General features: G+C 71.5%; 18 protein-coding genes. 6 read left to right on the forward strand and 12 right to left on the reverse strand.

The features are described 5' to 3' along the window. Nucleotides 1-54: 54 nt before the first annotated feature. Both ABZT93_RS39285 and ABZT93_RS39290 read left to right on the forward strand, forming a co-directional pair. Nucleotides 55-465 (forward strand): nuclear transport factor 2 family protein, encoded by a 411-nt coding sequence (locus ABZT93_RS39285; protein WP_356113727.1) that lies wholly within the window; start codon nt 55-57, stop codon nt 463-465. A gap of 83 nt (nt 466-548) precedes the next feature. Then, the gene (locus ABZT93_RS39290) at nt 549-902 is read left to right on the forward strand and encodes a VOC family protein (protein ID WP_356113729.1); all 354 of its coding nucleotides are present in this window, start codon (nt 549-551) and stop codon (nt 900-902) included. A 54-nt stretch (nt 903-956) separates the two neighbouring features. On the opposite strand, the gene ABZT93_RS39295 is transcribed toward ABZT93_RS39290, so the two are convergent. From ABZT93_RS39295 to ABZT93_RS39315, 5 genes are all read right to left on the reverse strand, one after another. Beyond that, nucleotides 957-2,390, reverse strand: coding sequence for a GH1 family beta-glucosidase (locus ABZT93_RS39295; RefSeq protein ID WP_356113732.1), 1,434 nt, complete (start codon nt 2,388-2,390; stop codon nt 957-959). A 126-nt stretch (nt 2,391-2,516) separates the two neighbouring features. Further along, entirely contained in the window at nt 2,517-3,533 is a 1,017-nt protein-coding gene (locus tag ABZT93_RS39300) for a LacI family DNA-binding transcriptional regulator (protein WP_356113735.1), read from the reverse strand. Between the two features lie 97 nt (nt 3,534-3,630). Further along, nucleotides 3,631-5,289: an NAD-dependent malic enzyme gene (locus ABZT93_RS39305; protein WP_356113737.1), complete on the reverse strand. Its 1,659-nt coding sequence runs from the start codon at nt 5,287-5,289 to the stop codon at nt 3,631-3,633. A 93-nt stretch (nt 5,290-5,382) separates the two neighbouring features. After that, nucleotides 5,383-7,035 carry an amidohydrolase gene (locus tag ABZT93_RS39310; protein WP_356113739.1) on the reverse strand — a complete coding sequence of 551 codons (1,653 nt, stop codon included), beginning with the start codon at nt 7,033-7,035 and terminating at the stop codon, nt 5,383-5,385. A gap of 21 nt (nt 7,036-7,056) precedes the next feature. Then, nucleotides 7,057-8,571: an APC family permease gene (locus ABZT93_RS39315; RefSeq protein ID WP_356113740.1), complete on the reverse strand. Its 1,515-nt coding sequence runs from the start codon at nt 8,569-8,571 to the stop codon at nt 7,057-7,059. A gap of 179 nt (nt 8,572-8,750) precedes the next feature. Here ABZT93_RS39315 and ABZT93_RS39320 point away from each other — a divergent pair, with 179 nt between their 5' ends. Then, the gene (locus ABZT93_RS39320; RefSeq protein ID WP_356113742.1) at nt 8,751-9,458 is read left to right on the forward strand and encodes a TetR family transcriptional regulator; all 708 of its coding nucleotides are present in this window, start codon (nt 8,751-8,753) and stop codon (nt 9,456-9,458) included. A gap of 236 nt (nt 9,459-9,694) precedes the next feature. Then, nucleotides 9,695-10,618, forward strand: a complete 924-nt coding sequence (locus ABZT93_RS39325; protein WP_356113744.1) for a hypothetical protein — start codon at nt 9,695-9,697, stop codon at nt 10,616-10,618. Nucleotides 10,619-10,636: 18 nt separating this feature from the next. On the opposite strand, the gene ABZT93_RS39330 is transcribed toward ABZT93_RS39325, so the two are convergent. The 4 genes from ABZT93_RS39330 to pgm all read right to left on the reverse strand — a co-directional run bounded on the left by ABZT93_RS39330 (nt 10,637) and on the right by pgm (nt 15,011). Continuing rightward, nucleotides 10,637-11,758 carry an SGNH/GDSL hydrolase family protein gene (locus tag ABZT93_RS39330; RefSeq protein WP_356113746.1) on the reverse strand — a complete coding sequence of 374 codons (1,122 nt, stop codon included), beginning with the start codon at nt 11,756-11,758 and terminating at the stop codon, nt 10,637-10,639. 337 nt (nt 11,759-12,095) lie between these two features. Beyond that, nucleotides 12,096-12,281: a hypothetical protein gene (locus ABZT93_RS39335; protein ID WP_356113748.1), complete on the reverse strand. Its 186-nt coding sequence runs from the start codon at nt 12,279-12,281 to the stop codon at nt 12,096-12,098. A 23-nt stretch (nt 12,282-12,304) separates the two neighbouring features. After that, nucleotides 12,305-13,219: an amidohydrolase family protein gene (locus tag ABZT93_RS39340; protein ID WP_356113750.1), complete on the reverse strand. Its 915-nt coding sequence runs from the start codon at nt 13,217-13,219 to the stop codon at nt 12,305-12,307. A 151-nt stretch (nt 13,220-13,370) separates the two neighbouring features. Continuing rightward, the gene (gene pgm, locus ABZT93_RS39345) at nt 13,371-15,011 is read right to left on the reverse strand and encodes a phosphoglucomutase (alpha-D-glucose-1,6-bisphosphate-dependent) (protein WP_356113752.1); all 1,641 of its coding nucleotides are present in this window, start codon (nt 15,009-15,011) and stop codon (nt 13,371-13,373) included. Between the two features lie 410 nt (nt 15,012-15,421). On the opposite strand from pgm, the gene ABZT93_RS39350 reads away from it, so the two are divergent. Together ABZT93_RS39350 and ABZT93_RS39355 are read left to right on the forward strand one after the other, a co-directional pair. Then, the gene (locus tag ABZT93_RS39350) at nt 15,422-15,688 is read left to right on the forward strand and encodes a hypothetical protein (protein ID WP_356113754.1); all 267 of its coding nucleotides are present in this window, start codon (nt 15,422-15,424) and stop codon (nt 15,686-15,688) included. Between the two features lie 512 nt (nt 15,689-16,200). Beyond that, on the forward strand, nt 16,201-16,575 hold the full coding sequence (locus ABZT93_RS39355) for an STAS domain-containing protein (RefSeq protein WP_356113756.1): 375 nt from the start codon (nt 16,201-16,203) through the stop codon (nt 16,573-16,575). Between the two features lie 148 nt (nt 16,576-16,723). Here ABZT93_RS39355 and ABZT93_RS39360 read toward each other — a convergent pair whose 3' ends face one another. The 3 genes from ABZT93_RS39360 to ABZT93_RS39370 all read right to left on the reverse strand — a co-directional run bounded on the left by ABZT93_RS39360 (nt 16,724) and on the right by ABZT93_RS39370 (nt 22,632). Then, nucleotides 16,724-17,293, reverse strand: coding sequence for a TetR/AcrR family transcriptional regulator (locus ABZT93_RS39360; protein WP_356113758.1), 570 nt, complete (start codon nt 17,291-17,293; stop codon nt 16,724-16,726). A gap of 58 nt (nt 17,294-17,351) precedes the next feature. After that, a complete protein-coding gene (locus tag ABZT93_RS39365; protein WP_356113760.1) occupies nt 17,352-18,545 on the reverse strand; it encodes a PP2C family protein-serine/threonine phosphatase in 1,194 nt (397 codons plus the stop codon). Between the two features lie 328 nt (nt 18,546-18,873). Continuing rightward, a complete protein-coding gene (locus ABZT93_RS39370; protein WP_356113762.1) occupies nt 18,874-22,632 on the reverse strand; it encodes a hypothetical protein in 3,759 nt (1,252 codons plus the stop codon). Nucleotides 22,633-22,848 lie beyond the last annotated feature (216 nt).

Consider the following 22,848-nt stretch of genomic DNA (forward strand, 5'->3'; position numbering starts at 1 on the left):
CGCCGCCCAGATCGGCTCGAAGGTCGCCAAGGGCGAGATGAAGTGGGGCTGACCATGAGTGAGTTCGCCACCTCCACCGCGCCCGCCGACGTCGTCCGCCGCCAGTACCTGGCCTCGGCCGCCGGCGACCTGGACGCCCTGCGCGCCACCCTCGCCCCCGACGTGGAGTGGACCGAGATGGCCGGCTTCCCCCTGGCCGGCACCTACCGCACCCCCGACGGCGTCACGTCCAACGTCATGGAACAGCTCGGCAAGGACTGGGACGACTGGACCGCCCACGACGACACCTACGTCGTCGACGGCGAGAACGTCGTCGTCCTCGCCCGCTACACCGCGACCCACAAGGCCACCCGCAAAGCCATCGACGTCCGCGTCGCCCACCACTTCATCGTCCGCGCCGGACTCATCGTCCGCTTCGAACAGTTCGTCGACACCGCCCTGGTCCGCGACGCCACGACCGACTGAAGTCCGGTACGGCGGCACGTCACCAGAGCGCACATCGGTGGCGTGCCGCTCCGTCCTGCCGCCCGCCTGGCAAGATGGCCGGCATGGAACGTGTGCTTGGAATCGGCGGATACTTCCTCAGAGCCGCCGCCCCTGCGGCGCTGACCGCCTGGTACCGCGACTGCCTGGGCCTGGACGCCGACGAGAACGGCTTGTGGCGTCAGGAGGACGGGCCCACGGTCTTCGCGACCTTCCCGGCCGGCAGCGACTACTTCGGATCCCCCACCCAACAGACCATGCTCAACTTCCGGGTCCGCGACCTGGACGCGATGCTCGCGCAACTGCGTGCCTGCGGAGCGGACGTCGCCGAGGAGACACAGGACATGGCGGGGGTCGGCCGATTCGGCTGGGTCACCGACCCGGAGGGCCATCGCATCGAACTGTGGGAGCCCGCCTGACCGGCCCGAGCCCTGGCCCTCGACCGAGCAGCCTGCAACCGTTGCCGTGTCGAGCTACTCCTTTACTCCCGGTGCCGGGATGGTGCCCGTCCTCGCCAGTTCCCGGTACCACAGGGCGCTGTCCTTCAGGGTGCGGCGCTGGGTGCCGTAGTCGATGTGGACGATGCCGAAGCGCTTCGAATAGCCGTATCCCCACTCGAAGTTGTCCATCAGCGACCACACGAAGTAGCCGCGCAGATCGACGCCGGCACGAAGCGCCCGGTGGGCGGCGACGAAGTGCCGGTGGAGGTAGTCGACGCGCTCCGGGTCATGGACGGCGGGGCTGCCGTCGGGGCCGGTGGTGACCTGGTCCTCGAAGGCCGCTCCGTTCTCGGTGATCACCAGCGGCTGGTCCGGGAAACGGCTGTGCAGGTCCAGGAGGAGCTCTTCGAGTCCGTCGGGGTCGATGTTCCAGCCCATGGCGGTGTGCGGGCCCTCCTGGGCGACGAACTCGACCTGGGGCGAACCGGGCCAGGCCGAGCCGCCCATGTCCTTGTGGCCGTCGTTGTTCTGACGTGCCGTCGCCCCGTCCCACAGGCGAACCCTGGTGGTGGCGTAGTAGTTGACGCCGAGCAGGTCCAGGGGCTGGTGGATCAGGGCTAGGTCGCCGTCCTCGACGAACGACCAGTCCGTGACGGCCGCGGTGTCCTCCAGGAGGTCCTGCGGGTAGTGGCCGCGCAGCAGGGGCTCGGTGAAGGCGCGGTTGGCCAGCGCGTCGATCCGGCGTACGGCCTCCTCGGCGCCGTCTCCGTCACCGCGCAGGACATGGAAGTTGAGGGTGATGGAGTACTGCGGGTCGTTGGTGGTGACCTGCCTGAGTTGCTGGACCGCCAGCCCGTGGGCGAGGTTGAGGTGGTGGACCGCGGCCAGTGCCGCGGCGCCGTCCTTGCGGCCGGGGGCGTGGGCCCCGGCGCCGTAGCCGAGGTAGGCGGAGCACCACGGCTCGTTCAGCGTCGTCCAGATCGCCACCCGGTCGCCGAGGGCTTCGCCGACGAGACGGGCGTAGTCGGCGAAGGCGAAGGCGGTCGCGCGGTTCGTCCAGCCGCCCTCGTCCTCGAGGGCCTGCGGCAGGTCCCAGTGGTACAGGGTCGCGACGGGGGCGATGTCCCTCTGGAGCAGGCCGTCGACCAGCCGACTGTAGAAGTCCAGCCCCTTGGGGTTGATCGGGCCCCGGCCGGTGGGCTGGATGCGCGGCCAGGCGATGGAGAAGCGGTAGGCCTTCAGCCCCAGGGAGGCCATGAGGTCGAGGTCCTCGTCGAGGCGGTGGTAGTGGTCGGCGGCCACGTCACCGGTGTCGCCGTTCCACGTCTTGCCCGGCGTGTGGGAGTAGGTGTCCCAGATGGAGGGGCCGCGCCCGTCCTCGTCGGCGGCGCCCTCGATCTGGTAGGCGGCGGTCGCCGAGCCGAGGAGGAAGGTGGCGGGGAAGGACAGGGGCTGGGCTGTCGACATGCGGGTCACTTTCCGGTGATGACCAGGGGCTGAGGGGTGGTGTCCGTGAACCACGGTGATGTTAACGTTAACAAGCTGTCAAGACCCTCACCGGGACCAAACCCGCTCGGGGTTCGCAGCCGTGCTTCAGGAGTCCGCGCGGGGTGCGGCGGTGCTGCGCCGTACGACGAGTTCCGGCGTGAGCTTCTGCCGCTGTGCCGGCTCCCCGTCCACCCTGCGCACCAACAGCTCGATGGCGCTCCTGCCGAGGTGGGCGAAGTCCTGGCGGACCGTGGTCAGGGCGGGCACCAGGTATCCGGCGCCCTTCATGTCGTCGAAGCCGACGACCGACACGTCGTGCGGTACCTTCACGCCCCGTTCGGCGAAGGCGGCCAGCACGCCCATCGCCATCTGGTCGTTCCCCGCGAAGACCGCGGTGGGCAGGCCGCGCTCGGCGTCGCGGAGTTCGTGGGCCAGGCGGAACCCGCTCTCCGCGCTGAAATCGCCTTCCAGCAGGGCTCCTCGGGCTGCCGCGGCGGTGAGTTCTGCCTGCCAGCCGTCGAGGCGGGCCCGCGCGTCGAAGGTGCGCAGCGCACCCGTCAGGTGGGCGATGTCCCGGTGTCCGAGGTCGAGGAGGTGCCGGACCGCGAGCCGGGCACCGAGTGCCTGGTCGACCTCGACGAAGCTGAGCTCGGGGTCGGGCGCGTTGCCTGACATCACCACCGCCACCGGCACCCCGAGGGTGAGGCCGGACAACGCCTCCACCGTGCCGGGCCGGTCGGCGACGACCGCGATGGCCTCCACCGACTGGTCGGTGAGCCGCTGCACCGTCTCCATGAGGTCACCGATGGTGCTCTCGCCCTGCCGGCTGGCCAGGCTCACCCAGTAACCGGCCTGCTTGGCGGCCGTCTCCACCCCGAGCAGGATGCGCGGCAGCTCGAACAGTTCCGATCCGACGATCACCACGCCGATCGTCGAGGAACGACGGCTCTTGAGGGCCCTGGCGACGCTGTTGCGGCGGTATCCCAGCTTCTGGATCGCCGCCTCGACCCGAGTCCGGGTCTCCGGCCGGACCGACGGATGACCGTTGATGACACGGGAGACGGTGATGTGCGAGACGCCGGCCTCCCGGGCCACGTCCATCATGCCCGGCGGCCGGTCCATGTCACTCGTCCTCCGCCCTCGACCCCAGCAGGCGGCCTCACGCCCACCGCCGATACTGTCACAGGCACCGGGCCACCTTCTCGCCCCGGCCCGGCGCTCAGGAGGGGTACCGCGGTGTCCACTGGGCCTTCGTGATCGCCTCGCGCAGCTCGGCCTCCGTCGCCTCGGGGGCGACGCGGTCCTCGACGGCGGCCTGTGCCACCGTGAGCGCGATCTCGCGGGCCGCGTCCCGCATGCTCGCCAGCGGGGGCAGCAGCGGGGTGGCGCCGTCGGTGCCCGCCCGTACCGCGCAGTCCCCCACGGCCCGGGCCGCCGCCACCATCATGCGGTCGGTCACCCGGGTGGCCCGGCAGGCGGTGACCGCCAGGCCGACGGCCGGGAAGACGTAGACGTTGTTGGCCTGCGCCACCGGCACCTCGCGGCCGTCGACCTTCAGCGGCGGGAAGGGTGATCCGGCGGCGATCAGGGCCCTGCCGTCGGTCCAGCGGGCGAGGTCGGCCGGGTCGGCCTCGGCATTCGAGGTCGGGTTGGACAGGGGCAGGATCACCGGCCGGTCGCAGGAGTCGGCCATCGTGCGCACGATCTCCTCGGTGAACGCCCCGTGCGCCGTGGACAGCCCGATCAGCACCGTCGGTTTCACCGCGCCGACGACCCGGGCGAGGTCGGGCGCGTCCCCGCCCCACTGCCGAACCTCCGCCTCGTCGCGCGCGTAGACCCGCTGCTCCGGTGTGAGATCGGTTCGGGAATCCACCAGCAGACCGTCGATGTCGACGAACCAGAACCGGTCGGCCGCCTCCTCCTCGGACAGGCCCTCCTCCACGAGTGCGGTACGGATCATGTCGGCAACCCCGATCGCCGCCGATCCCGCGCCCAGGACCACGATCCGATGGTCCGTCAGGGATGCTCCGGCGACCTTCGTGGCGGTGGTCAGGGCGCCCAGCGCGACGGCCGCCGTGCCCTGGATGTCGTCGTTGAAGGTGAGCAGCCGGTCCTGGTAGCGGCCGAGGATGGGGCGGGCGTGGGCGGTCGCGAAGTCCTCCCACTGGAGCAGGGTGCCGGGGAGTTCGGCTTCCACGGCGGAGACGAAGGCCTCGATCATCTCGTCGTAGGCGTCCCCGGTGACGCGGTGCTGCCTGCGGCCGAGGTAGTGCTCGCCCGCGAGCAGTTGCTCGTTGTCGGTGCCGACGTCGAGGAGGATCGGCAGGGTGCGGGCCGGGTGGATGCCGCCGATGGCGGTGTAGAGGCTGAGTTTGCCGATCGGGATGCCCATACCGCCGACGCCCTGGTCGCCGAGGCCGAGGATGCGCTGGCCGTCGGTGACGACGATGACGTCGACCTCGCCGCCCGGCCGGTTGCGCAGGATCTCCCGGAAGCGGTGCCGGTCCTCGTACGTCAGGAACAGACCGCGCGGCCTGCGGTAGATCTCGCTGAAGCGGCGGCAGGCCTCGCCGACCGTCGGGGTGTAGACGACCGGCAGCATCTCTTCCAGGTGCCGCGTGAGCAGGCCGTAGAAGAGCACCTCGTTGGTGTCCTGGAGCTGACGCAGGTAGATGTGCCGGTTGAGCGGCTTGTCGTAGCCGAGGAACGCCTCGTACGCCCGGTCTGCCTGTTCGTCGAGGGTCTCGGTCGCCGGTGGCAGCAGCCCGTCCAGGCCGAGTTCGGCGCGCTCCTCGGCGCTGAAGGCGGTGCCCTTGTTGAGGAGGGGATCGGCGAGCAGGGCCGCTCCGCGGACCTGGGCGGGGCTGTGTGGTGCCATGACGTTCCTCGGGTCGACGGGTTTCAGACCAGCTACTCCTGTGCCCCGTCGACCGACATCCGAATCAGCCGCCCCGCACGGCCGTCCGGTGGCTCAGGCGTCGTCGGCCGTGTGCACCCGCCGCCCTTCGACGAAGGTCTCGAGGACCCGGGTGGCCGCGATCTCCTCGGCCTGGGCCGCGAACGGATCCCGGTCGAGTAGGACGAGGTCGGCCGACTTTCCGACGGCGATGCTGCCGGTGATGTCGTCGAGGTGGTTCACATAGGCGCTGCCCGCCGTGTACGCGGCGATGGCGGTGCCCAGGTCGAGGCGCTGCCCGGGCAGGAACTCCGGGGTGCCCTCGGGGGCGCCGGGGGCGATCCGGTTGACGGCGACATGGATGGCCTGGAACGGGTCGGGGCTGCTGACCGGCCAGTCGCTGCCGGCGGCCAGGGTGGCACCGGCCCGCAGCAGGTCGCCGAAGGGGTACTGGCGTGCCCCGCGTTCGTCGCCGAGGAACGGCAGGGTCAGTTCGTCCATCTGCGGTTCGTGGGCCGCCCACAGCATCTGGAGGTTGGCGCTCGCGCCCAGGGCGCGGAACCGGGGGATGTCGTGCGGGTGCACGACCTGTAGGTGCGCCAGGTGGTGCCGTGTGTCGCGCCGTCCGTTGGCCGTGCGGGCGGCCTCCACGGCGTCGAGGGCCTCGCGTACCGCGCGGTCGCCGAGCGCGTGGAAGTGGACCTGGAAGCCGGACGCGTCCAGCTCGGTGACGTACTTCCTCAGATCACCGGGCTCGACGAAGCTGATGCCACTGTTGTCCGAGGCACAGCCGCAGCCGGTCAGATAGGGGTCGAGCATCGCGGCGGTGTGGTTCTCCGCGATGCCGTCCTGCATGACCTTCACGGTGGTGGCGCGGAACCGGCCTCGGTTCAACTCCTCGCGGCGGGCGACGAGTTCGGGGATCTGTTCGGCGCCCCGTTCGCGGTCCCACCACAGGGCGCCGACGACCCGGGCGGTGAGCAGGCCCCGGTCGAGGGCCGCGAGATAGGAGGGCGCCGGGTCGGTCATGTTGGCGTACGCGCCGACGATGGCGTCCTGCCAGGCGGTGACGCCGTACGAGTGCAGCACGGCCTGCGCCCGGAGCAGGGCCGTGAGTTGTTCCTCCGGTGTGGGGTCGGGGACCAGCCTGCCCACGAGGTGGACGGCGCCCTCCTGGAGCATGCCGGTGGGGTTGCCGTCGGCGTCGCGTTCGATCCGGCCGTCGGCGGGGTCGGGCGTACGGGCGTCGATGCCCGCGCGTTGCAGGGCACGGCTGTTGACCCAGGCCCCGTGGTGGTCGCGGTTGGGCAGGAAGACGGGCCGGTCGGGGACGACGGCGTCGAGGGCGGTGGCGGTGGGCGCCCCGCCGGGGAACGCCTCCAGGGACCAGCCGCCCCCGGTGATCCACTCGGCGTCCGGGTGCTGGTCGGCGTAGGCCCTGATCCTGCGCAGGTACTCGGCCGGGTCGACGGTGTCGGCGAGGTGGCACAGGCCGAGTTCGAGGCCCGCGCCCTGCGGGTGGACATGGGCGTCCTGGAAGCCCGGGAGCAGCAACTTCCCGGCCAGGTCGACGACTTCGGTGCGCGGGCCGATCAGCTCGCGCACCTCGTCGTGGCCGACGGCGGCGATCCGCCCGTCGCGCACGGCCACGGAGGTGGCGCGGCTGCGGGCGGGATCGACGGTGTGCACGGGACCGCCGGTGAGGACGAGGTCCGCGGTGTGTGACATGTGAGTGAGCTCCAGAGACGGTCAGACGGCCGTACGGTCCATCGGCAGGGTCAGGGACTCGGCGTCGGTGCCGCGCCCCGTGGTGAAGTACGGCGAGTGCCTCACGTACTTGGCGACGGCGGCCATGCCGAGGCCGGCGAGGACGATCGCGGCGGGCAGCGAGAACATGAACCAGCCGTTGTCCGGGCTGAGTTCGAAGTGGTCGCTCATGGTCAGGTAGGAGTATCCGAGGTAGCCGCCGAGGCCGAGCAGGATCAGGCCGGACACGGCGGGCACGCCGATGGCGAGCAGCGCCTCGCGCGCGCCGTCGCGGCGCGCGGAGCGGAAGCGCACGGCGCAGGCGAGCGCGGTGAGGCCGTAGTAGAGGGCGACGATCAGGCCGATGGCGTTGACGGCGGCCAGCAGCATGTCGCTCAGCTTGGGGATCGCGACGGCCAGTACGGCGATCACGCCGGCCACGGCCATCACGACGACCGTGCCGGCGGCCGGGGTGCCGTAGCGCGGGTGGACGCGGGTCCACACCGGTCCCATCGTGCGGTCGCGGCTCATCGCGAACAGACCGCGTGCCGTGGGGATCAGAGTGGCCTGCACGGAGGCGACCGCGGAGAACATCAGCGCGACCAGGGGGAGGGTGGCCCAGGGTTCGGCGGCCAGTTTCTCGCCGAGGTACGGGAGGGCCTGGGGGCCGTTCCTGACGAGTTCCGCCAGGCTCATCTCCCGTTGGAAGGCGACCGAGGCGAAGAGGAACAGCCCGAGCATCGCGAAGAGGGCGATGAGGCCGCCGCGGGCCGCGTCGCCCGGGCTCTTGGTCTCCTCGTTGACGCTGAACGCCGCGTCCCAGCCCCAGAAGAAGAAGACCGCGAGGACCATGCCCTGGGCGAAGGTGGTGCCGCTGGAGATCTCGAAGGGGTTGAACCAGGACAAGGACACGGCGTGGTCGCCGGTGATCAGGGCCCAGCCGCAGAAGGCCAGCAGGACCGCGTACTCGAAGACCAGGAGGGCGAACTGGAAGCGGGTGGCGGACCGCACCCCGGTGACGGCCAGCGCGGTGAGGGCGAGGAGGATCACCAGGCCGACCGCCGTGGTCACGCCGGTGGACGTCGGATCGAGGGCGAGGCCGGCGACGCTGTGCAGACCCGCCTTGTTGGCGAAGGCCAGGACGACCGAGCCCATGATGGCGCTGGTGTAGGCGCAGAAGATGACCGAACCGACGAGGGTCACCCAGCCGGTCAGGAAGCCGGGCCAGGGGCCGAGGGACTTGCCGACCCAGACGTAGCCGTTGCCGCAGTTGGGCTCGGAGCGGTTCAGGCGGGCATAGGCGGTGGCGATGCCGAGGACCGGCAGGAAGGCCAGGAGCAGCAGTGCCGGGGCCTGCAGGCCCACGATGGTCGCGATCGTGCCCATGCCGATGGCGATGCTGGTGGTGGCCGCGGTGCTGGACGCGGCGATGGCCACGCCGTCGACGACGCCGAGGGAACGGCGCAGATCCGGGCTCGGTGCGCTCGGTGCGGAGGAGAGGGGCGGTCTGGACGACATGGAGGGCTCCTCGGGGACGGAGGACGAGGAAGAGGGGAAGAGCCGCGCGGTGAGGTGATGGAACCGCCGACGTCCACCTTGGGTCAACCCTGTTGACGTAAGGCGGACCGGGGTCGTTCACTGAGGGGCCCGAGGAGAGCCGCCCGACGGTGGCGGGCTCCCGGCGAGAGGAACCAGCCATGTCCAGTCGTGTCCCAGAGGAACGCCGACGCCGGCGGCCCACCCGCTCCGGAGTCCTGCTGTCCGAGGATCTGATCGTCGCGACCGCCCTGCGGCTGATCGGTGAGCACGGTTCCGAGGCGCTGAGCGTGCGCCGGCTCGGTGCGGCGCTGGGCTGTGACCCGACCGCCCTCTACCGCTACTTCCACGACACCGACGACCTGGTGCTCGCCATCGCGGACCGGATCATCGGCGACGCGATGGCGGGGTTCGTCCCCGGGGACGACTGGGTGGCCTCGCTGCGCGAGATGGCGCTGCGGGTGCGAGCCGGATACCTCGCCCACCCCCGGGCGGCCGCCCTCGCCGCGCACCGGGTGACCCGGCGCAGGAGCGAGATCCGGGCCGTGGACATGGGCATCGGCCTGCTGCTGTCCGCGGGCTTCGAGCCGGCCGCCGCCGCACGCCTGTACCTGGCCTTCATCGACACCGTGCTCAGCCACGCCGCCACGGACGCGGCGTTCCAGGCACTCCCCCGGCAGCAGCGCGAGGCCGACCAGCGGGCGTGGCGCGAGGTCTACCAGGACCTGGACCCGCAGGCGTACCCTGCGCTGACCGTCGTACGCCGCGAGCTGCCGGGGCTGGCGGAGGGCTCGTTCGAGGAGGCGGTCGAACTCCTGCTGGAGGCGTTGGCGGCGCGCGCGCCGACGCACCGCTCCTCACCTGGCTGAGTCTTTCCGTCCAGGTCGTGCCCCCGTCGCGGCAAGCGGCCGATCGGTGCTCACGCCGAGGGCCGCATGGCGCACAAGTGGCGCGAATACGACGTACACCCCTCGCCCCCACCGCACCCCTCGGACATCTACGCAGGAGCATCACACAGGCTGCACACCGCCTTTCGAAAGCCTCGCTACTTTTGCCTCCGGCTCGATCCTCCGTGCGAACGAGACCGGCCACGGCCATCGGGCCGATGGTGCAGTCGACTCAGGAAGACCAGATGGACTACTGCTCCTCGTGCCGTCGGCATCTCAACGGCGCCCTGGCGTGTCCCGGATGCGGCGCCTACGCCCCGGACATCGCTCCCCCCGCCCATGTGTACGCGACGACGGGCGCGGCGGCAGCGGCGTGGGACGAAGCACCCAAGTGGCACGACGCGGGCCTCCACGAGGAACCGGCTGCCGGAACGACCGACCCCGGCCTCCCGTCCGAGGACGTGACCGACGCTCCGGTGGCGGCGGAGGGACGGGCGGCACGGCGGCGACAGCGGGCCCGCTGGAAGAAGAACCAGCGCAAGGCCGTGGTCGCGACCGCGGTCGCCCTCGTCGGTGGCGGCCTGACCGTCACCGCGATGAGCCAGCAGTCCAACACCCGGACCCAGGCGGCCACCTCGCCGGACAACCGGGCCATGGGCGTGGCGGAATTGCCCACCTCGGACGACGAGCTGCCCGAGTCGGCGCCCGCCAAGGCACAGCAGGCGTCCACGGCCACGCCCTCCGCCAAGACCGGCTCGCACCGGCGGACAGCCGACTCGGCGTCCACCACGTCCCGGTCCTCGGTCCACACGGACTCCGCCGGCTCCCCCACGCCCACGGCGACGACCGCCTCGCAGTCGCAGTCGACCCTCTCGACGTCGGTCAAGGCCGACGCCGGCACCGGCGGCACGAGCGCCACGACCACCACGACAGCGGGCACGACCGGCACGACGACGCAGCAGAACTCCTCCTCTTCCTCGTCCACGGACACCACGACGACCACGAACACAGGCACGAGCACCGGTACGAGCACGGGCACGGGCACGGGCACCAGAGGTTCGCAGTCTTCACAGACGAGCACGTCGTCTTCCGCGACCAATCCGTCGGGGCTGTGCGTGCTCAACCTGCTCTGCATCAGCTGAACACCGCTTTCCGGTGCGCTACCAGCACAGCGGAAGCGTGGCGAGGTAGTCGTCGAGCAGTCCCGAGATGATCCGGTGGTCCCGCGCGGAGGGGTGCCAGTCGCAGCCGAGGTGGTCCAGAGCGGGGTCGTCGTAGTACCAGTGGGCGACCCGCTCGTCGCCCTGCGCGTTGCGGGTCCGGGCGATACGCTCGACGGTCTCGGCGAAGGGGCTGGAGCCGAGGTTCGTGGCGCTGACGACGAGGAACGTCCTGGGACCGTAGCGGGCACGCAGTTTGTCGAGGAAGCCGTGATAGGCGGACTCGTAGGCGGAGACCAGTTCGGCCTGCGTGCCCCAACGCTCGCCCGGATTCAGGGGTGTCGAGAAGTCGTTGAGGCCAAGCCCGATGACGACGACCCGCGGCCGCCAGTCGGCCGGTTTGTGCCAGACGTCGCCCTCCACGCTCAGCAGGGCCCGGTCGTAGTAGGTGCGGAAGTCGGTGCCCGGGCTGCTGCCGTTGTAGTTGCGGACCATGCCCCGGCCGGAGAACGCGTTGATCTGGTGGTCGGCGCCGAGGCGTCGGGCGGTGAGGGCGCCGAAGGAGAGGTCGGAGTCGGTGTTCCGGTCGACTCCCCCGTTGCTCGAACAGTCACGGGTGCCGGAGAGGTTGCCGTAGCCCGCGGTGTAGGAGTCTCCAATGAACTCGATCTGCCTGCGCCGGGCCGCGGGCCTGGCGAGGATCGCGCCGCCCGCCGCGGCGACGAAGCCGCCGAACCGGCCCTCGCCCCAAGGGCTTTCGGTGCGCTTGACGAGCCGCACCCGGTGCTCGGTGTCGGGGAGTCCCCTGATCCAGGCGGTTGTCCGGCCCGGGGTCACGAGGGTGGCCGTGGTCGTGCCGTCCACCTGGACGTCGTAGTCGTTGACGGAGTCGTCGAGGCGGACGCCGACGCCCGTGCCGCGGAACCGGGCCTCGAAGTAGATACCGGGCCAGCTGTACCGCACGAACCCGTCGTCGGCGGCCTTGACCCGGCCCGCCGTGTGGAACCGGGTCGAGGCGGCGTCGGCCGCCCGAGAGGGGGCGGCGACGGCTGCGACCAGTCCGGCCGCGGTGGCGGTCACCAGAGTCCTGCGGGATAAGCGGCGGGGCGGAGAGGGCTGCATCTGGCCGTCCTCGGGTGTCGGGAGACAGTCGGGCGGGGTGCGGTGCCCTGCCCCGAAATGCCCGGTACGGCCCATACGGTGGTCCATACGACCCGTACGGCACGGGAGCGCTCCCACACCTCTGGCGCTGTCTCAAGGTGACCGCCCCACGCGCGCCCGTCAACCCTCCCGGCGGCTTCTTCACGCGGCCGGTTGAGGCGAGGCGCGCGGGGCCGGGCATGAGTGCGGATCTTCGGGGTAGCAGGGTCGATGCTTACCCGGAGGAAGGGCCGTCACACCTGGGGAGGTCGCGGCGGCCCTTCCTCCACCCCTCGGCCCGTCGCGGGCTCCGGTGGGGTCAGCCGAGTTGCTCGGCCCGTGCGACGACGATGCCCTCGGGGCCGCGGACGCAGCAGAGCCGGTAGATGTTCTCGTACTGCGCGATCCCGCCGACGAGTTCGGCACCGTGGGCGTGCAGGCGGGCGACGACGCCGTCGATGTCGTCGCCGACGATGAGGACGCTGTCCATCCGCTGGATCGTCATACGGGATCTCCTCGGGTCCGGTGTCACACGCCGAACAGCCTCTGCGCGTTGTCGTGGCACACGGCCCGCAGCCAGTCCGGTCCGAGGTCCAGGCGTTCCAGGGCGTGGAGTTGGTGCAGGTAGGGGTAGGGGATGCTGGGGAAGTCGGAGCCGAGCAGGATGCGGTCACCGAGTGCGGCGAGCCGGGGCAGCGCCCGGCGCGGGAACGGCATGAAGTCCTCGGTGAAGTCGGTGAACGCCATCGTCGTGTCCAGCCGGACCTGGTCGTACCGCTCGGCGAGGTCGAGGAACTCCTCGTACTCGGGCATGCCCATGTGCGCGACGATCAGCCGCAGCCTGGGGTGCCTGGACAGTACTCGCGTGATGGGCTCGGGGCCGGTGTGCTTGCCCGGCGCGGGCCCGGAGCCGCAGTGGATCACCACGGGGACGCCCGCCTCTGCCAGCAGCCCCCAGGTCGGCTGGAGGAGTTCGTCGGCCGGGTCGTACCCGCCCACTTGGACGTGCGCCTTGAACACCCGCGCCCCGGCCTCGACGGCCTCGCGTACGTAGGTCTCCACGTCCGGCTCGGGGTAGAGGGTGGCGGTGTGCAGACAGTCGGGGGTGCGGCGGGCGAAGTCGGCCGCCCATCCGTTGAGCCACCTGGCCATACCGGGCTTGTGGGGGTAGAGCATCGCGGTGAAGGCTCTGACCCCGAATCCCCGCAGCAGGGCCGTTCTCTCCGCCTCCGCCTTCCGGTACGTGATCGGCCATCCCAGCCCGCCGATCAGCGGCCCGTTGGTGTCGAAGTACTCCCAGACCTTGTGCAGGACCCGCTCGGGCATGAAGTGGGTGTGGACGTCGATCAGGCCCGGCAGACCCAGTCGGCCCCAGAACCGGCGGACCTCGTCGGCCTCGTTGTTCGTCGCCTCGTCGTTCGTCGCCTCATCGCGATCGTTCATGCCGCCCACGATCGTCCCTGGTGAGGGGTAGGGCGACCTTTTCCGCGAGGGGTGCGGTGAGGGATCGGTCACACGGCAGGACGTGCGGTACGGCCCCGGGAAGAGGCCCGCGGCCGTGAACGGGTCACGACCGCGGGCCGGGTGTCGCGGGTCAGGCGTTCAGTGCCGCCAGCACCACTGACCTGGCCTCCTCCTGGACCCGGCTCAGATGGTCCGGGCCGAGGAACGACTCCCCGTAGATCTTGTAGACGTCCTCGGTGCCCGAGGGGCGGGCCGCGAACCAGGCGTTGGCGGTGGCCACCTTGATGCCGCCGAGAGCGGCTCCGTTGCCGGGCGCCTCGGTGAGGACCGTGGTGACCGGCTCTCCGGCGAGGGTGTCGGCGGTGACCTGGCGCGGGGACAGCTTGGCGAGCAGGGCCTTCTCCTCGCGGGAGGCCGGGGCGTCGACGCGCGCGTAGGCGGGGGCGCCGAAACGGTCGGTGAGCGCGGCGTAGTGCTGGGAGGGGCTCTTGCCGGTGACCGCCGTGATCTCGGAGGCGAGCAGGGCCAGGATGATGCCGTCCTTGTCGGTGGTCCACACCGAGCCGTCGCGGCGCAGGAAGGCCGCGCCGGCCGACTCCTCGCCGCCGAAGCCGATCGTGCCGTCGGACAGGCCGTCCACGAACCACTTGAAGCCGACGGGAACCTCCACCAGCGTCCTGCCGAGATCCGCCGCGACCCGGTCGATCATGCTCGACGACACCAGCGTCTTGCCGATCCCGGCCCCCGCGGGCCACTGCTCCCGGTGCGAGAACAGGTACGAGATGGCCACGGCCAGGTAGTGGTTGGGGTTCATCAGGCCCGCGTCCGGCGTGACGATGCCGTGCCGGTCGGAGTCGGCGTCGTTGCCGGTGGCGATGTCGAACCGGTCGCGCTGCTCGATGAGCGAGGCCATGGCGTACGGCGACGAGCAGTCCATGCGGATCTTGCCGTCCCAGTCGAGCGTCATGAAGCGCCAGGTGGGATCGGTGAGCGGATTGACCACCGTCAGGTCGAGCCGGTGCTGTTCGGCGATACGGCCCCAGTAGGCGACCGAGGCACCGCCCAGCGGGTCGGCGCCGATGCGCACTCCGGCGGACCGGATCGCCTCCAGGTCCAGCACGTTCGGCAGATCGGCCACGTAGGCGCCGAGGAAGTCGTGGCGGCCGGTGCCGGGGGCGGCGAGAGCACGGGCGTAGGGGATGCGCCGTACGTCCTTCAGGCCGCCGGTGATGATCTCGTTGGCCCGGTCCTGGATCCAGGAGGTCGCCTCGGAACCGGCGGGGCCGCCGTTCGGCGGGTTGTACTTGAAGCCGCCGTCGGCGGGCGGGTTGTGCGACGGCGTGACGACGACTCCGTCGGCGAGCGCCGAGGTCCGGTGCCGGTTGTGGGTGAGGATGGCGTGCGAGACGGCGGGAGTGGGCGTGTAGCCGTCGGTCTCGTCGATGAGGACGGTCACGTCGTTGGCGGCGAACACCTCCAGTGCCGTGATCCGCGCGGGCTCGGACAGGGCGTGGGTGTCGGCGCCGAGGAAGAGGGGGCCGTCGGTGCCCTGGGCGGCCCGGTACTCGCAGATGGCCTGGCTGGTGGCGGCGATGTGGTCCTCGTTGAAGGCCGCCGCGAGGGACGAACCGCGGTGTCCCGAGGTGCCGAAGGCCACCCGCTGTCCCGGTTCTGCCGGGTCGGGGTGCAGCGTGTAGTACGCCGTGACCAGACGGGCCACATCCACCAGGTCATCGGGCCCGGCGACCTGCCCCGCTCGCGCGTTCTGCATTTCCCGCTCCTCCGCAAGGGTCGACCGTTGGGTACGGGCCTCATTCTCCCCTGTCGGGGCGGTGCGGACGCGCGTGGGGGCACGGTTGCGTCCTCACCCCGGCCCGCGAGGGGGAGCCCGACCGAAACACCTCCGACGAGGTGGGTGGTGAAGGTTCAATGGCCCTCATGATGCGTAGAAAGACGTCATCCACCGCCGTCGTCGCCGCCGTTGTCACGTGCGCGTTCGCCCTTCTCACGGCGTGTTCCTCCGACTCTTCGGACGGGTCCCGCGCCGAGGGCGGGCCGAGCGGGTCGGGGTCGGCGTCCGACCCCGCGAAGACGCCCGGACCGTCGTCCACGCCGTCGCCCTCGCCGACCGGGCCGTGTGCTGACGGAACGTGCGAGATCAAGGTCGCCGTGGGAGACACCGTGAGCGTGCCCGAAGCGTACGGACTCGGGCCGATCAAGGTGACGGCGATCGCGGGCGGGAAGGTCGACATGGCCGCCCGGCTGACCGGCTCGGGCTACAGCGTGTCGGGCTGTTCCGGTGGCGGCAGCGTGTCCTCGGAGGGCGGCGGCGGGGTCGGGTTCAGCTGCGGCGAGGGACCCGCCGCGACCATCAACGACGCCATGAGCCTGGAGGTCGTCGACGTCCTCGATGCGGCCGCTGTCCTGCGCATCAGACCGGCCGGGTGACATACGGCCCGGCCGCGACCCCTTCCTTCATCGACGCCGAGGCTCTCGCGACGGTGTGTTCCGCGCAAAGCGCGAGGTTCGGGGCGAACTCGCGGACGTCCGGCAGCCGCCCGGACCTGCCCCGGATTCGCTGGACCCAGTGCGTCGGCATGTCAGCAGGACGACGGCCAGAGCTCCGGCGATCACCTGGCATGCTGCGGTTTCCAGCATCAGGGGTACGGCTCCCAGCCCGCTGAGGGCACCCGCCGCGCCCGCCCCGGCTGCGGCGAAGGTGCTCTTGATCCCGGCGCCGAGGGTGAAGACCTGGGTACGGACGGCCGAGGAGGCGTATTGCTCCCGGCCGACCCAGAGCACCACCGCAGGCGGAACCCCGGTGACCGGCAGACCCCGGAGCGCCATGTGCGCGCCAGGGGCGATGTCCGGCATGGGCTGGCCGGTGTCACCGGCCGTGGTGGTGCGGCACAATCGTCCCCGGACGCTGCCTCGGGCAGCTTGGTCTCAGGTGAGGAACGGTGACCGACATATCGCCAACAGGCCGACCAGAGCGGCTATACATCGCGCACTCCACTGTTGACGGCATCCGCGTGGTGACGCTGCGCGGAGACATCGACCACGACGTCAAAGACCTGCTGACAGCGGCACTGCTGCCCGAGGACGACACCGACGACGGTCAGGCACCTCGGATCGTGGCGGACCTCAGTGACGTGACGTTCCTTGACTCCACCGGCATCAACGTCTTCGTCCAAGTCCACCACCGGGTCAGCGCGGCCCGGGGCTGGCTGCGCCTGGCCGCCGCCCGGGAGCCGGTGACACGGGTCGTCCAGCTCGTCGGCCTGGACTCCGTCATCGACTGCCATCCCACGCTGGAGCAGGCCCTGAACGACTGACCTGCCCTGCGGACGCGACGGTTCTTCGCCGACCGTGGTCGGCGAAGAACCACCGAGAGGCTGTATCCCCAACCTCTCCTGAACCGAGTCGCCCTCATCTCGCTGTTCACACTCACCGCGACCGACGTGTCAGGAGGCGGGGCGATCGTCAGCGCAGGCCCGCTGTATCGAGCAGGGCGACCACCGTGGGGCGGACGAGCCCTGCGAGACGGTCGGCTCGGATTCCCGCGCGGGCGCTGGCCCCGTCGAAGACGAGGCTGAGCTGCCGGGCCAGAAGGCCGGGATCGCCCGCGCCACCTTCGGCGGCCTCGGCCCGGAAGAAGCCCGTCAGCTCCTCCTTGACCCGATGGGCCACCCGGCTCCCTGGATGGCTCTGGTCCTTGAGCTCGATCTGCACGGCAAGGTACTGGCAGCCCTGGAACTCGGGCGCGCCCGCCTGCGACTCGACCTGCTCGAAGACGTGCAGGATCCGCTCCCGAGGCGAGCGTCCGTCGTCCGCCGGGGGCAGGAGCGCCGCCGTGTAGGAGGTCGAGCCCCGCTCCAGGCTCGCCGCCAGCAGTTCGTCCTTGCTGCCGAACAGCTGGTACAGGGACTTCTTCGACACCCCCGCCGCCTTGCACAGCGCCTCGACGCCTATGCCCGCACCCTCGCGGTAGGTGAGCGAAGCCGTCGCCTCCAGCAACCGCTCCCGGGGACTCGCCTGCACTTCGATGGTCATGCCACGAGGTTAACTCGTGGCGAACGAAATGAAAACCGATCGGTTTCCCCAGTGTCGATCAGCCCTGCGGGTCAGGTCTCGTTTCGACAGGTCTGCGGCGATCGCCGTACCAGTCCAGGATCAGGACCGTGGCGTCGTCCCTGAGGTTGCCGTGGCAGGCGTCGAGCACGGCGGCGGTCAAGGCCCGGACGGCCTCTCGCGGGTGCAGGTCGCCGGTGTCGTGGATGACCGAGGCCAGGTCCGCCGCAACCGCACCGCGTTCCAGCATGCCGTCGGTGAGCAGGACCAGGCGGTCTCCGGGACGCAGTTGCAGTTCCTGGAGTTGGTAGGAGGTGGGTGCCGCCACACCGAAGGGCAGATTGACGGCGAGCCTGACCTCTTCCACGACGCCGTCCCGCAGCCGCAGCGGCCAGGGATGGCCGGCGTTGACCAGTTCGCACCGGCCCGACTCCAGGTCGACGCAGAGCAACTGCCCGGTGGCCAGCCCGCGGCTGTGGTTCAGCAGGGCCCGGTGGGCGTGGTCGGCCTGCTTGAGGGCGTCACAGCCACTGCGCCGCGCCCGCCGCAGCGCGCCGACCAGCAGGGTGGCCAGCAGAGCGGAGTTCGTGTCGTGCCCCATCGCATCGGTGATGGACAGGTGCAGGGTGTCGCGGTCGAGGGTGTAGTCGTAGGTGTCGCCGCCGATGTCGTCGGCCGGCACCAGCCCGGCGGCGAGGGTGAACTGGGCCGCCTCGCAGCAGGGGGCCGAGGGCAGCAGCTGATGCTGGATCTCCGCGGCCAGGCTGGTCTCGGTGGTGCGCCGGCCCAGGTGGTACAGGTCGGTGAAGCGGCCGTCCGTGACGATGATGTAGGCCAGCGCGTGTGCCGCGTCGCGGACCTGCCGCAGCACGGCGTCGTCGGCGCACTGCAGGGTCACCTCCAGGACGCCGATGCAGTCACCGCGGTTGGTGACCGGCGTGATGACGCGGCGTCCGCCCTGACCGTCCGGTTCCACGTGCTGGCGCTGATTGCGCAGCACGCTGTCGTAGACACTGCCCTGCAGGTCGACCGGCTCCACGTCCTCCGTGGCCCCGACACCGGCCGCGGTGAGGCGTACCAGCCGCTGACCGATGAGGTCGACGAAGAGGAACGACACCTGCTCCGCGCCGAGCCGCTTCTGCAGGTCGCGCGCGACCACGTCGACGGACTCACTGGGCGGGGCCGCTTCCGCAGCGGCCAACAGCTCGCCCAGTTCCAGATCTCCACCCTCCACAGCAACCTCCCATCGGCTGCCGCACCTTATTCCCCGCATCTTCGTCCACTCACCTCACACGGCCGTGTTGCCTGGTCAGAGGCAGGCCACCGCGCCAGACCCGGAGTGCTGTCGTCGGCGGTCTCTGACCAGGCAGGGGTCACTCCCGCGGTCGGCGGCGCACCCCTCGTAGGCCCAGCAGGGGCGGCGGTTCCGGGCCGGCGCCGGCGCTCGGCGCCCTGCTCGACGGGGTGCCTGAGTGCGACCAGCTGCCCGCTTCCCATCTCGTACACCGACACGCTCCCGCGCGGGATGAGGGAGTTGTCGGGCCGCTGTTGCGGGGGTGTCCTCAACCGTTGCCCGGGCACACGTCCCGGTACGGCGCGTCCGGAATGTACGTGTGCCACTCGGCCACTGACAACGTCGTGTTCGTGTGGGCGCAGATCCAGGTGGCGGCGTAAGCAGGGGTCACCCGGTAGCGCTGGGCGGGGGCGTGGCGGCTGCTGGCGTAGAGCGAGGTGCCGTCCGTGGTGAAGGCGAGGGAGGTGATGGCCTCGCCGGGTGTGGTGAGGCCGCTGCCGAGGGGCTGCCGGTTCGCGGTGTCCCAGAGCTGGAGAGTTCCGGAGTCTCCCGCCACGGCGAGGGTGGCGCCGTCGGGGCTGAAGGCGAGCGCGGCCACGGCTTCCGGGGCGCCGCTGCCGACGGGGTCCGGGAAGGTGTTGGGCAGGACGCCGAGCCGGTGGCCGAGGCTGCCGTCCCACAGGGCGACCCGGCCGGACGCGTCACCGACCGCCACCCGGGAGCCGTCAGCGCTGAACGCCACCGCCTCCGTCTCCTGCCCGAGTCCCAGGGTCCGGGACGAGCTGCGGTCGAAGGGCGGAGCCGCCACCCGGTCGCCGCCGATGAGCAGGCCGCCGTCGGGGCGCAGTGCGAGTGCCGTGACGTTGAGGTCTCCGAGGTCGGCGGTTCTGCGGTGGCCCGAAATGTCCCACGCCTCGGTGTCCGTCGTGCCGTCGGAGGTGTCCCGGACGGCCACGAGGAGGTGTCCACCGGGGCCCAGGGCGAGTTCCTCGACGGCGGCGGACGGTGAGGAGGGGGTGCCGAGGTCCAGCGTCGTCCGTACCCGGGCATGGCGGACGTCCCACAACGTCAACGGCTGCGCCGAGGTACCGCGGCCCAGCGCGGAGACGCCGTAGGCGAGAGCCGTGCCGTCCGGGCCGAACGCCATCAGCGGCTGGACGTCGGCGGCCGTCACCGGCCCGGCGCCGTCGGCGGCCACGGGGAGCGCGGCGGTGGGCAGGGTGCGCAGGGTACGGCCGGTGGCGGGGTCCAGGAGCCGGAAGACGTAGCCGTCGGGCCGCTGTTCGACGGTGGCGAGCGTACGACCGTCGGGGCTGAGCAGGGTGTCGGCCAGCGCCGTGTCCCGCCAGGCGGCGGTGACGGCCGGACCCAGGTCGAGGGTGTGGACCGTGCCGCCTTCGAGGTAGCGCAGTGCGGATCCGCGCGGGTCCCAGGCGAGGTCACCCTTTATGCGGTGGCCGTCGAGGGAGTGGCGGAAGACGGGCGCGTCGGGTGCGGACAGGCGCCAGACGGTGAGCTGTGCCGGGCCGGCGGCGGCGAGGAAGGCGCCGTCCGCGCTGAACGCGACGGACTCGGAGTCCGGAGCGTCGAAGGTGGCGGCCTCCCGGCCGGACGCGATGTCCCACACCCGCACGTCCGCGCCGGAGACCACAGCGAGCCGGTGTCCGCCGGAGTCGAACACGAGCCGGGAGGTGTCGTCGCCGCAGCTGCCCGCCCCCGGGTTCTCCGTCCAACCTCCGGACAGGGCACGGCCGTTGGCCGTGTCGTGGATCTGGACGGCGCCGCGGGTGGGGCAGACGGCGACCAGGCGGCCGTCCGCCGTGGTGGCCACGTTCGTCTCGGATCCCGCCGACGCCCGGAACAGCGGGCGGCCGTCCGAGAGGGCGTGCAGTTCGACGCGCGGTTCGTCGATGGAGCTGAGCAGGTAGTCGTCCGCTGCGGCGTCGAAGGTGGCGAGCTCCGCACCCGCGTCGATCTCCGCACCCGCGTCGTTCGCCGCGGTTCCGGTCCACCGGCCGGTGGCCAGGTTCCACAGCCGTATGCCCTGGTCGTCGTCGAGGGCCAGGACCTTCCCGTCGCGGCTCACCGCCTCGATGCTCAAGCTGTCGACGGGCAGCCGGCCGGAGGCGATCGCCCGATGAGTGACGGTGTCCCAGGTGTGCCAGGTGCGGCCGCTGACGCTCAGCAGGACCCGTCCCGAGCGGACGAGGAACCGTTCGGCACTGCCGCCACCCGGCCCTGGATCCGTGAACACGTCGCGCTCGGGCTGGGTCGGCGCGGCGAGCAGTGCAGCCCGGCTCTCGGGGAGCGCGGCGATCCGCCAGGCGGCCAGACCCAGCAGCATGGCCGTGCGGGGATCGGTGGTGCGCATGCTGTCGGCCACCTCGGCGACCCGCTGGGCGGCCGCCGCCCGGTCGTCCCGCAGCTCGGTGTCGTGTTGCTGCCAGGCGACCAGCCCGATCATCAGCGCGATCGCGAGCAGCGCGGCGGCGGCGGTGACCAGCCGCCGGGTTCTTCGCCGGGTACGGCTCACCGCGTGCCGCTCGTCGTCGCGGGCCCGCAGCGCGGCGGTCAGGAACGCGCGTTCGGGAGCGGTGAGGACGGGACGCCATCCGGTTTCCGGCGTCCCGAACAGCTCCAACGCCCGTTCCAGCCGCACCCCCCGGTACAGCGCCCCGCCGTCACGGCCCAGGTCCAGCCACGCCCGTACGTCCTCGCCGAGGCGCCGATGGGCGATCAGCCGCCCCCGGTTCTCGTCGATCCACCGGCCGAGCCGCGGCCAGCTGGTGATGAGCGCCTCGTGGCCGAGTTCGACCGTGTCACCGTCGAGGGCGAGCAGCCGGGCGGCGGCCAGCCGCTCGACGACCGCCGGAAGTTCGGGATCGCCCCAGTCGTCCAGTTCCGCGCGGGTGACCGAACGCCGGGTGTCGGGCACGGCCTCGCCGGGCGTGATCAACCGCAGCAGCAGCTTCTGCGCAATGTCCGCCCGGCCGGGCGACAGCGCTCCGTACGCGTGCTCGGCGGTCGCGGCGATCGCGCCCTGGACACCGCCGGCCGCCTCGTACGCGGCGAGTGTGAGGATACGGCCGCGCCGGCGCCGCCAGGTCTCCAGCAGGGCGTGCGAGAGCATGGGCAGCGCGCCGGGCCGGTCGACGACCTCCTCGACGATCCGGGCGGTCAGCTCGCGTTCGACGACGAGCCCGGCGACGGCGGCGGGTCCGGTGACCGCCTCCCGCAGCTCGATCGCGGACATCGGCCCGATCAGCAGCCCGCAGTGGCGCAGCACGTCGGCGAGCCCGGGATGGTCGGCGCACTGCCCGTAGAAGTCGGCCCGCATCGCGATCACCACATGCAGCCGGGAGTCCGGCTCCCTGGCCGCCAGCAGCAGGTCGATGAACCGGGTGCGCTCGGCGCGGTCTCGGCAGATTGTGAAGACCTCCTCGAACTGGTCGACGATCAACCAGCTGTCGGGGTCGCCGTCCCCGGGCGTCAGCAGATGGCCGTAGGTGGCGGCGGGCGTCTCACCCGGGGTGAGGATCCGTACTACAGCGGGGCGCCCGCGCTCCCCGGCGGCCTCCTGGACGGCGGGGATCAGTCCCGCCCGCAGCAGCGACGATTTGCCGCTGCCGGACGCGCCGAACACGGCGGCGAACCGGCGCTCGCACACGAGGCCGAGCAGTTCGGTGACGAGCCGCTCACGCCCGAAGAAGAGCTTGCGGTCGCCGGGTTCGAAACGGGCGAGTCCGCGGTAGGGCGAGGTGGCGTCACCGTCGGGCTCGGTAGGAGACAATTCCTGCGTCTCCGCGGCCTCCTCGGCCGCCGCGCTGCGGCGCGGTTCCCACACCTCCGGGTCGCCGTCGCACGCCTCGACGTAGGCGCGGACCACCGCGGCCGAGGGCAGCCGCTCACCCGCGGCGGCTCGGGAGAGCGCGGACACCGACAGGCCCGTACGGTGGGCCATCGCGCGGTACGAGGGGCTGCCCGCCTTCTGCCGCAGCAGGCGCAGTTCATGGGCGAACAGCTGCACCGGACCGGCGCCTGGATCGACCGGACGTTCTGGACGACCCAATGGAACTCCCGGAAAATCCCCTCAAAAACAATCTTGGTCACGAACTATGACCGACCGAGCCAGGAGACGACAATGCCCAGCCCAGAAGGGCATGACGGACTGGCTCAACGGTCTCTCCGGCACCAACGCGATCGCGCTCGGCGTCCTCCTCGGCCTGATGATGTGCTTCGACCT

Origin of the sequence: Streptomyces sp. NPDC005303 (genome assembly GCF_040607335.1) — a bacterium.
GTDB lineage: Bacteria > Actinomycetota > Actinomycetes > Streptomycetales > Streptomycetaceae > Streptomyces.

Bases quoted from the DNA above. Each gene is read 5' to 3' on its own strand.
- ABZT93_RS39285 (WP_356113727.1), top strand. From the start codon at position 55: ATGAGTGAGTTCGCCACCTCCACCGCGCCCGCCGACGTCGTCCGCCGC.
- ABZT93_RS39290 (WP_356113729.1), top strand. From the start codon at position 549: ATGGAACGTGTGCTTGGAATCGGCGGATACTTCCTCAGAGCCGCCGCC.
- ABZT93_RS39295 (WP_356113732.1), bottom strand. From the start codon at position 2,390: ATGTCGACAGCCCAGCCCCTGTCCTTCCCCGCCACCTTCCTCCTCGGC.
- ABZT93_RS39300 (WP_356113735.1), bottom strand. From the start codon at position 3,533: ATGGACCGGCCGCCGGGCATGATGGACGTGGCCCGGGAGGCCGGCGTC.
- ABZT93_RS39305 (WP_356113737.1), bottom strand. From the start codon at position 5,289: ATGGCACCACACAGCCCCGCCCAGGTCCGCGGAGCGGCCCTGCTCGCC.
- ABZT93_RS39310 (WP_356113739.1), bottom strand. From the start codon at position 7,035: ATGTCACACACCGCGGACCTCGTCCTCACCGGCGGTCCCGTGCACACC.
- ABZT93_RS39315 (WP_356113740.1), bottom strand. From the start codon at position 8,571: ATGTCGTCCAGACCGCCCCTCTCCTCCGCACCGAGCGCACCGAGCCCG.
- ABZT93_RS39320 (WP_356113742.1), top strand. From the start codon at position 8,751: ATGTCCAGTCGTGTCCCAGAGGAACGCCGACGCCGGCGGCCCACCCGC.
- ABZT93_RS39325 (WP_356113744.1), top strand. From the start codon at position 9,695: ATGGTGCAGTCGACTCAGGAAGACCAGATGGACTACTGCTCCTCGTGC.
- ABZT93_RS39330 (WP_356113746.1), bottom strand. From the start codon at position 11,758: ATGCAGCCCTCTCCGCCCCGCCGCTTATCCCGCAGGACTCTGGTGACC.
- ABZT93_RS39335 (WP_356113748.1), bottom strand. From the start codon at position 12,281: ATGACGATCCAGCGGATGGACAGCGTCCTCATCGTCGGCGACGACATC.
- ABZT93_RS39340 (WP_356113750.1), bottom strand. From the start codon at position 13,219: ATGAACGATCGCGATGAGGCGACGAACGACGAGGCGACGAACAACGAG.
- pgm (WP_356113752.1), bottom strand. From the start codon at position 15,011: ATGCAGAACGCGCGAGCGGGGCAGGTCGCCGGGCCCGATGACCTGGTG.
- ABZT93_RS39360 (WP_356113758.1), bottom strand. From the start codon at position 17,293: ATGACCATCGAAGTGCAGGCGAGTCCCCGGGAGCGGTTGCTGGAGGCG.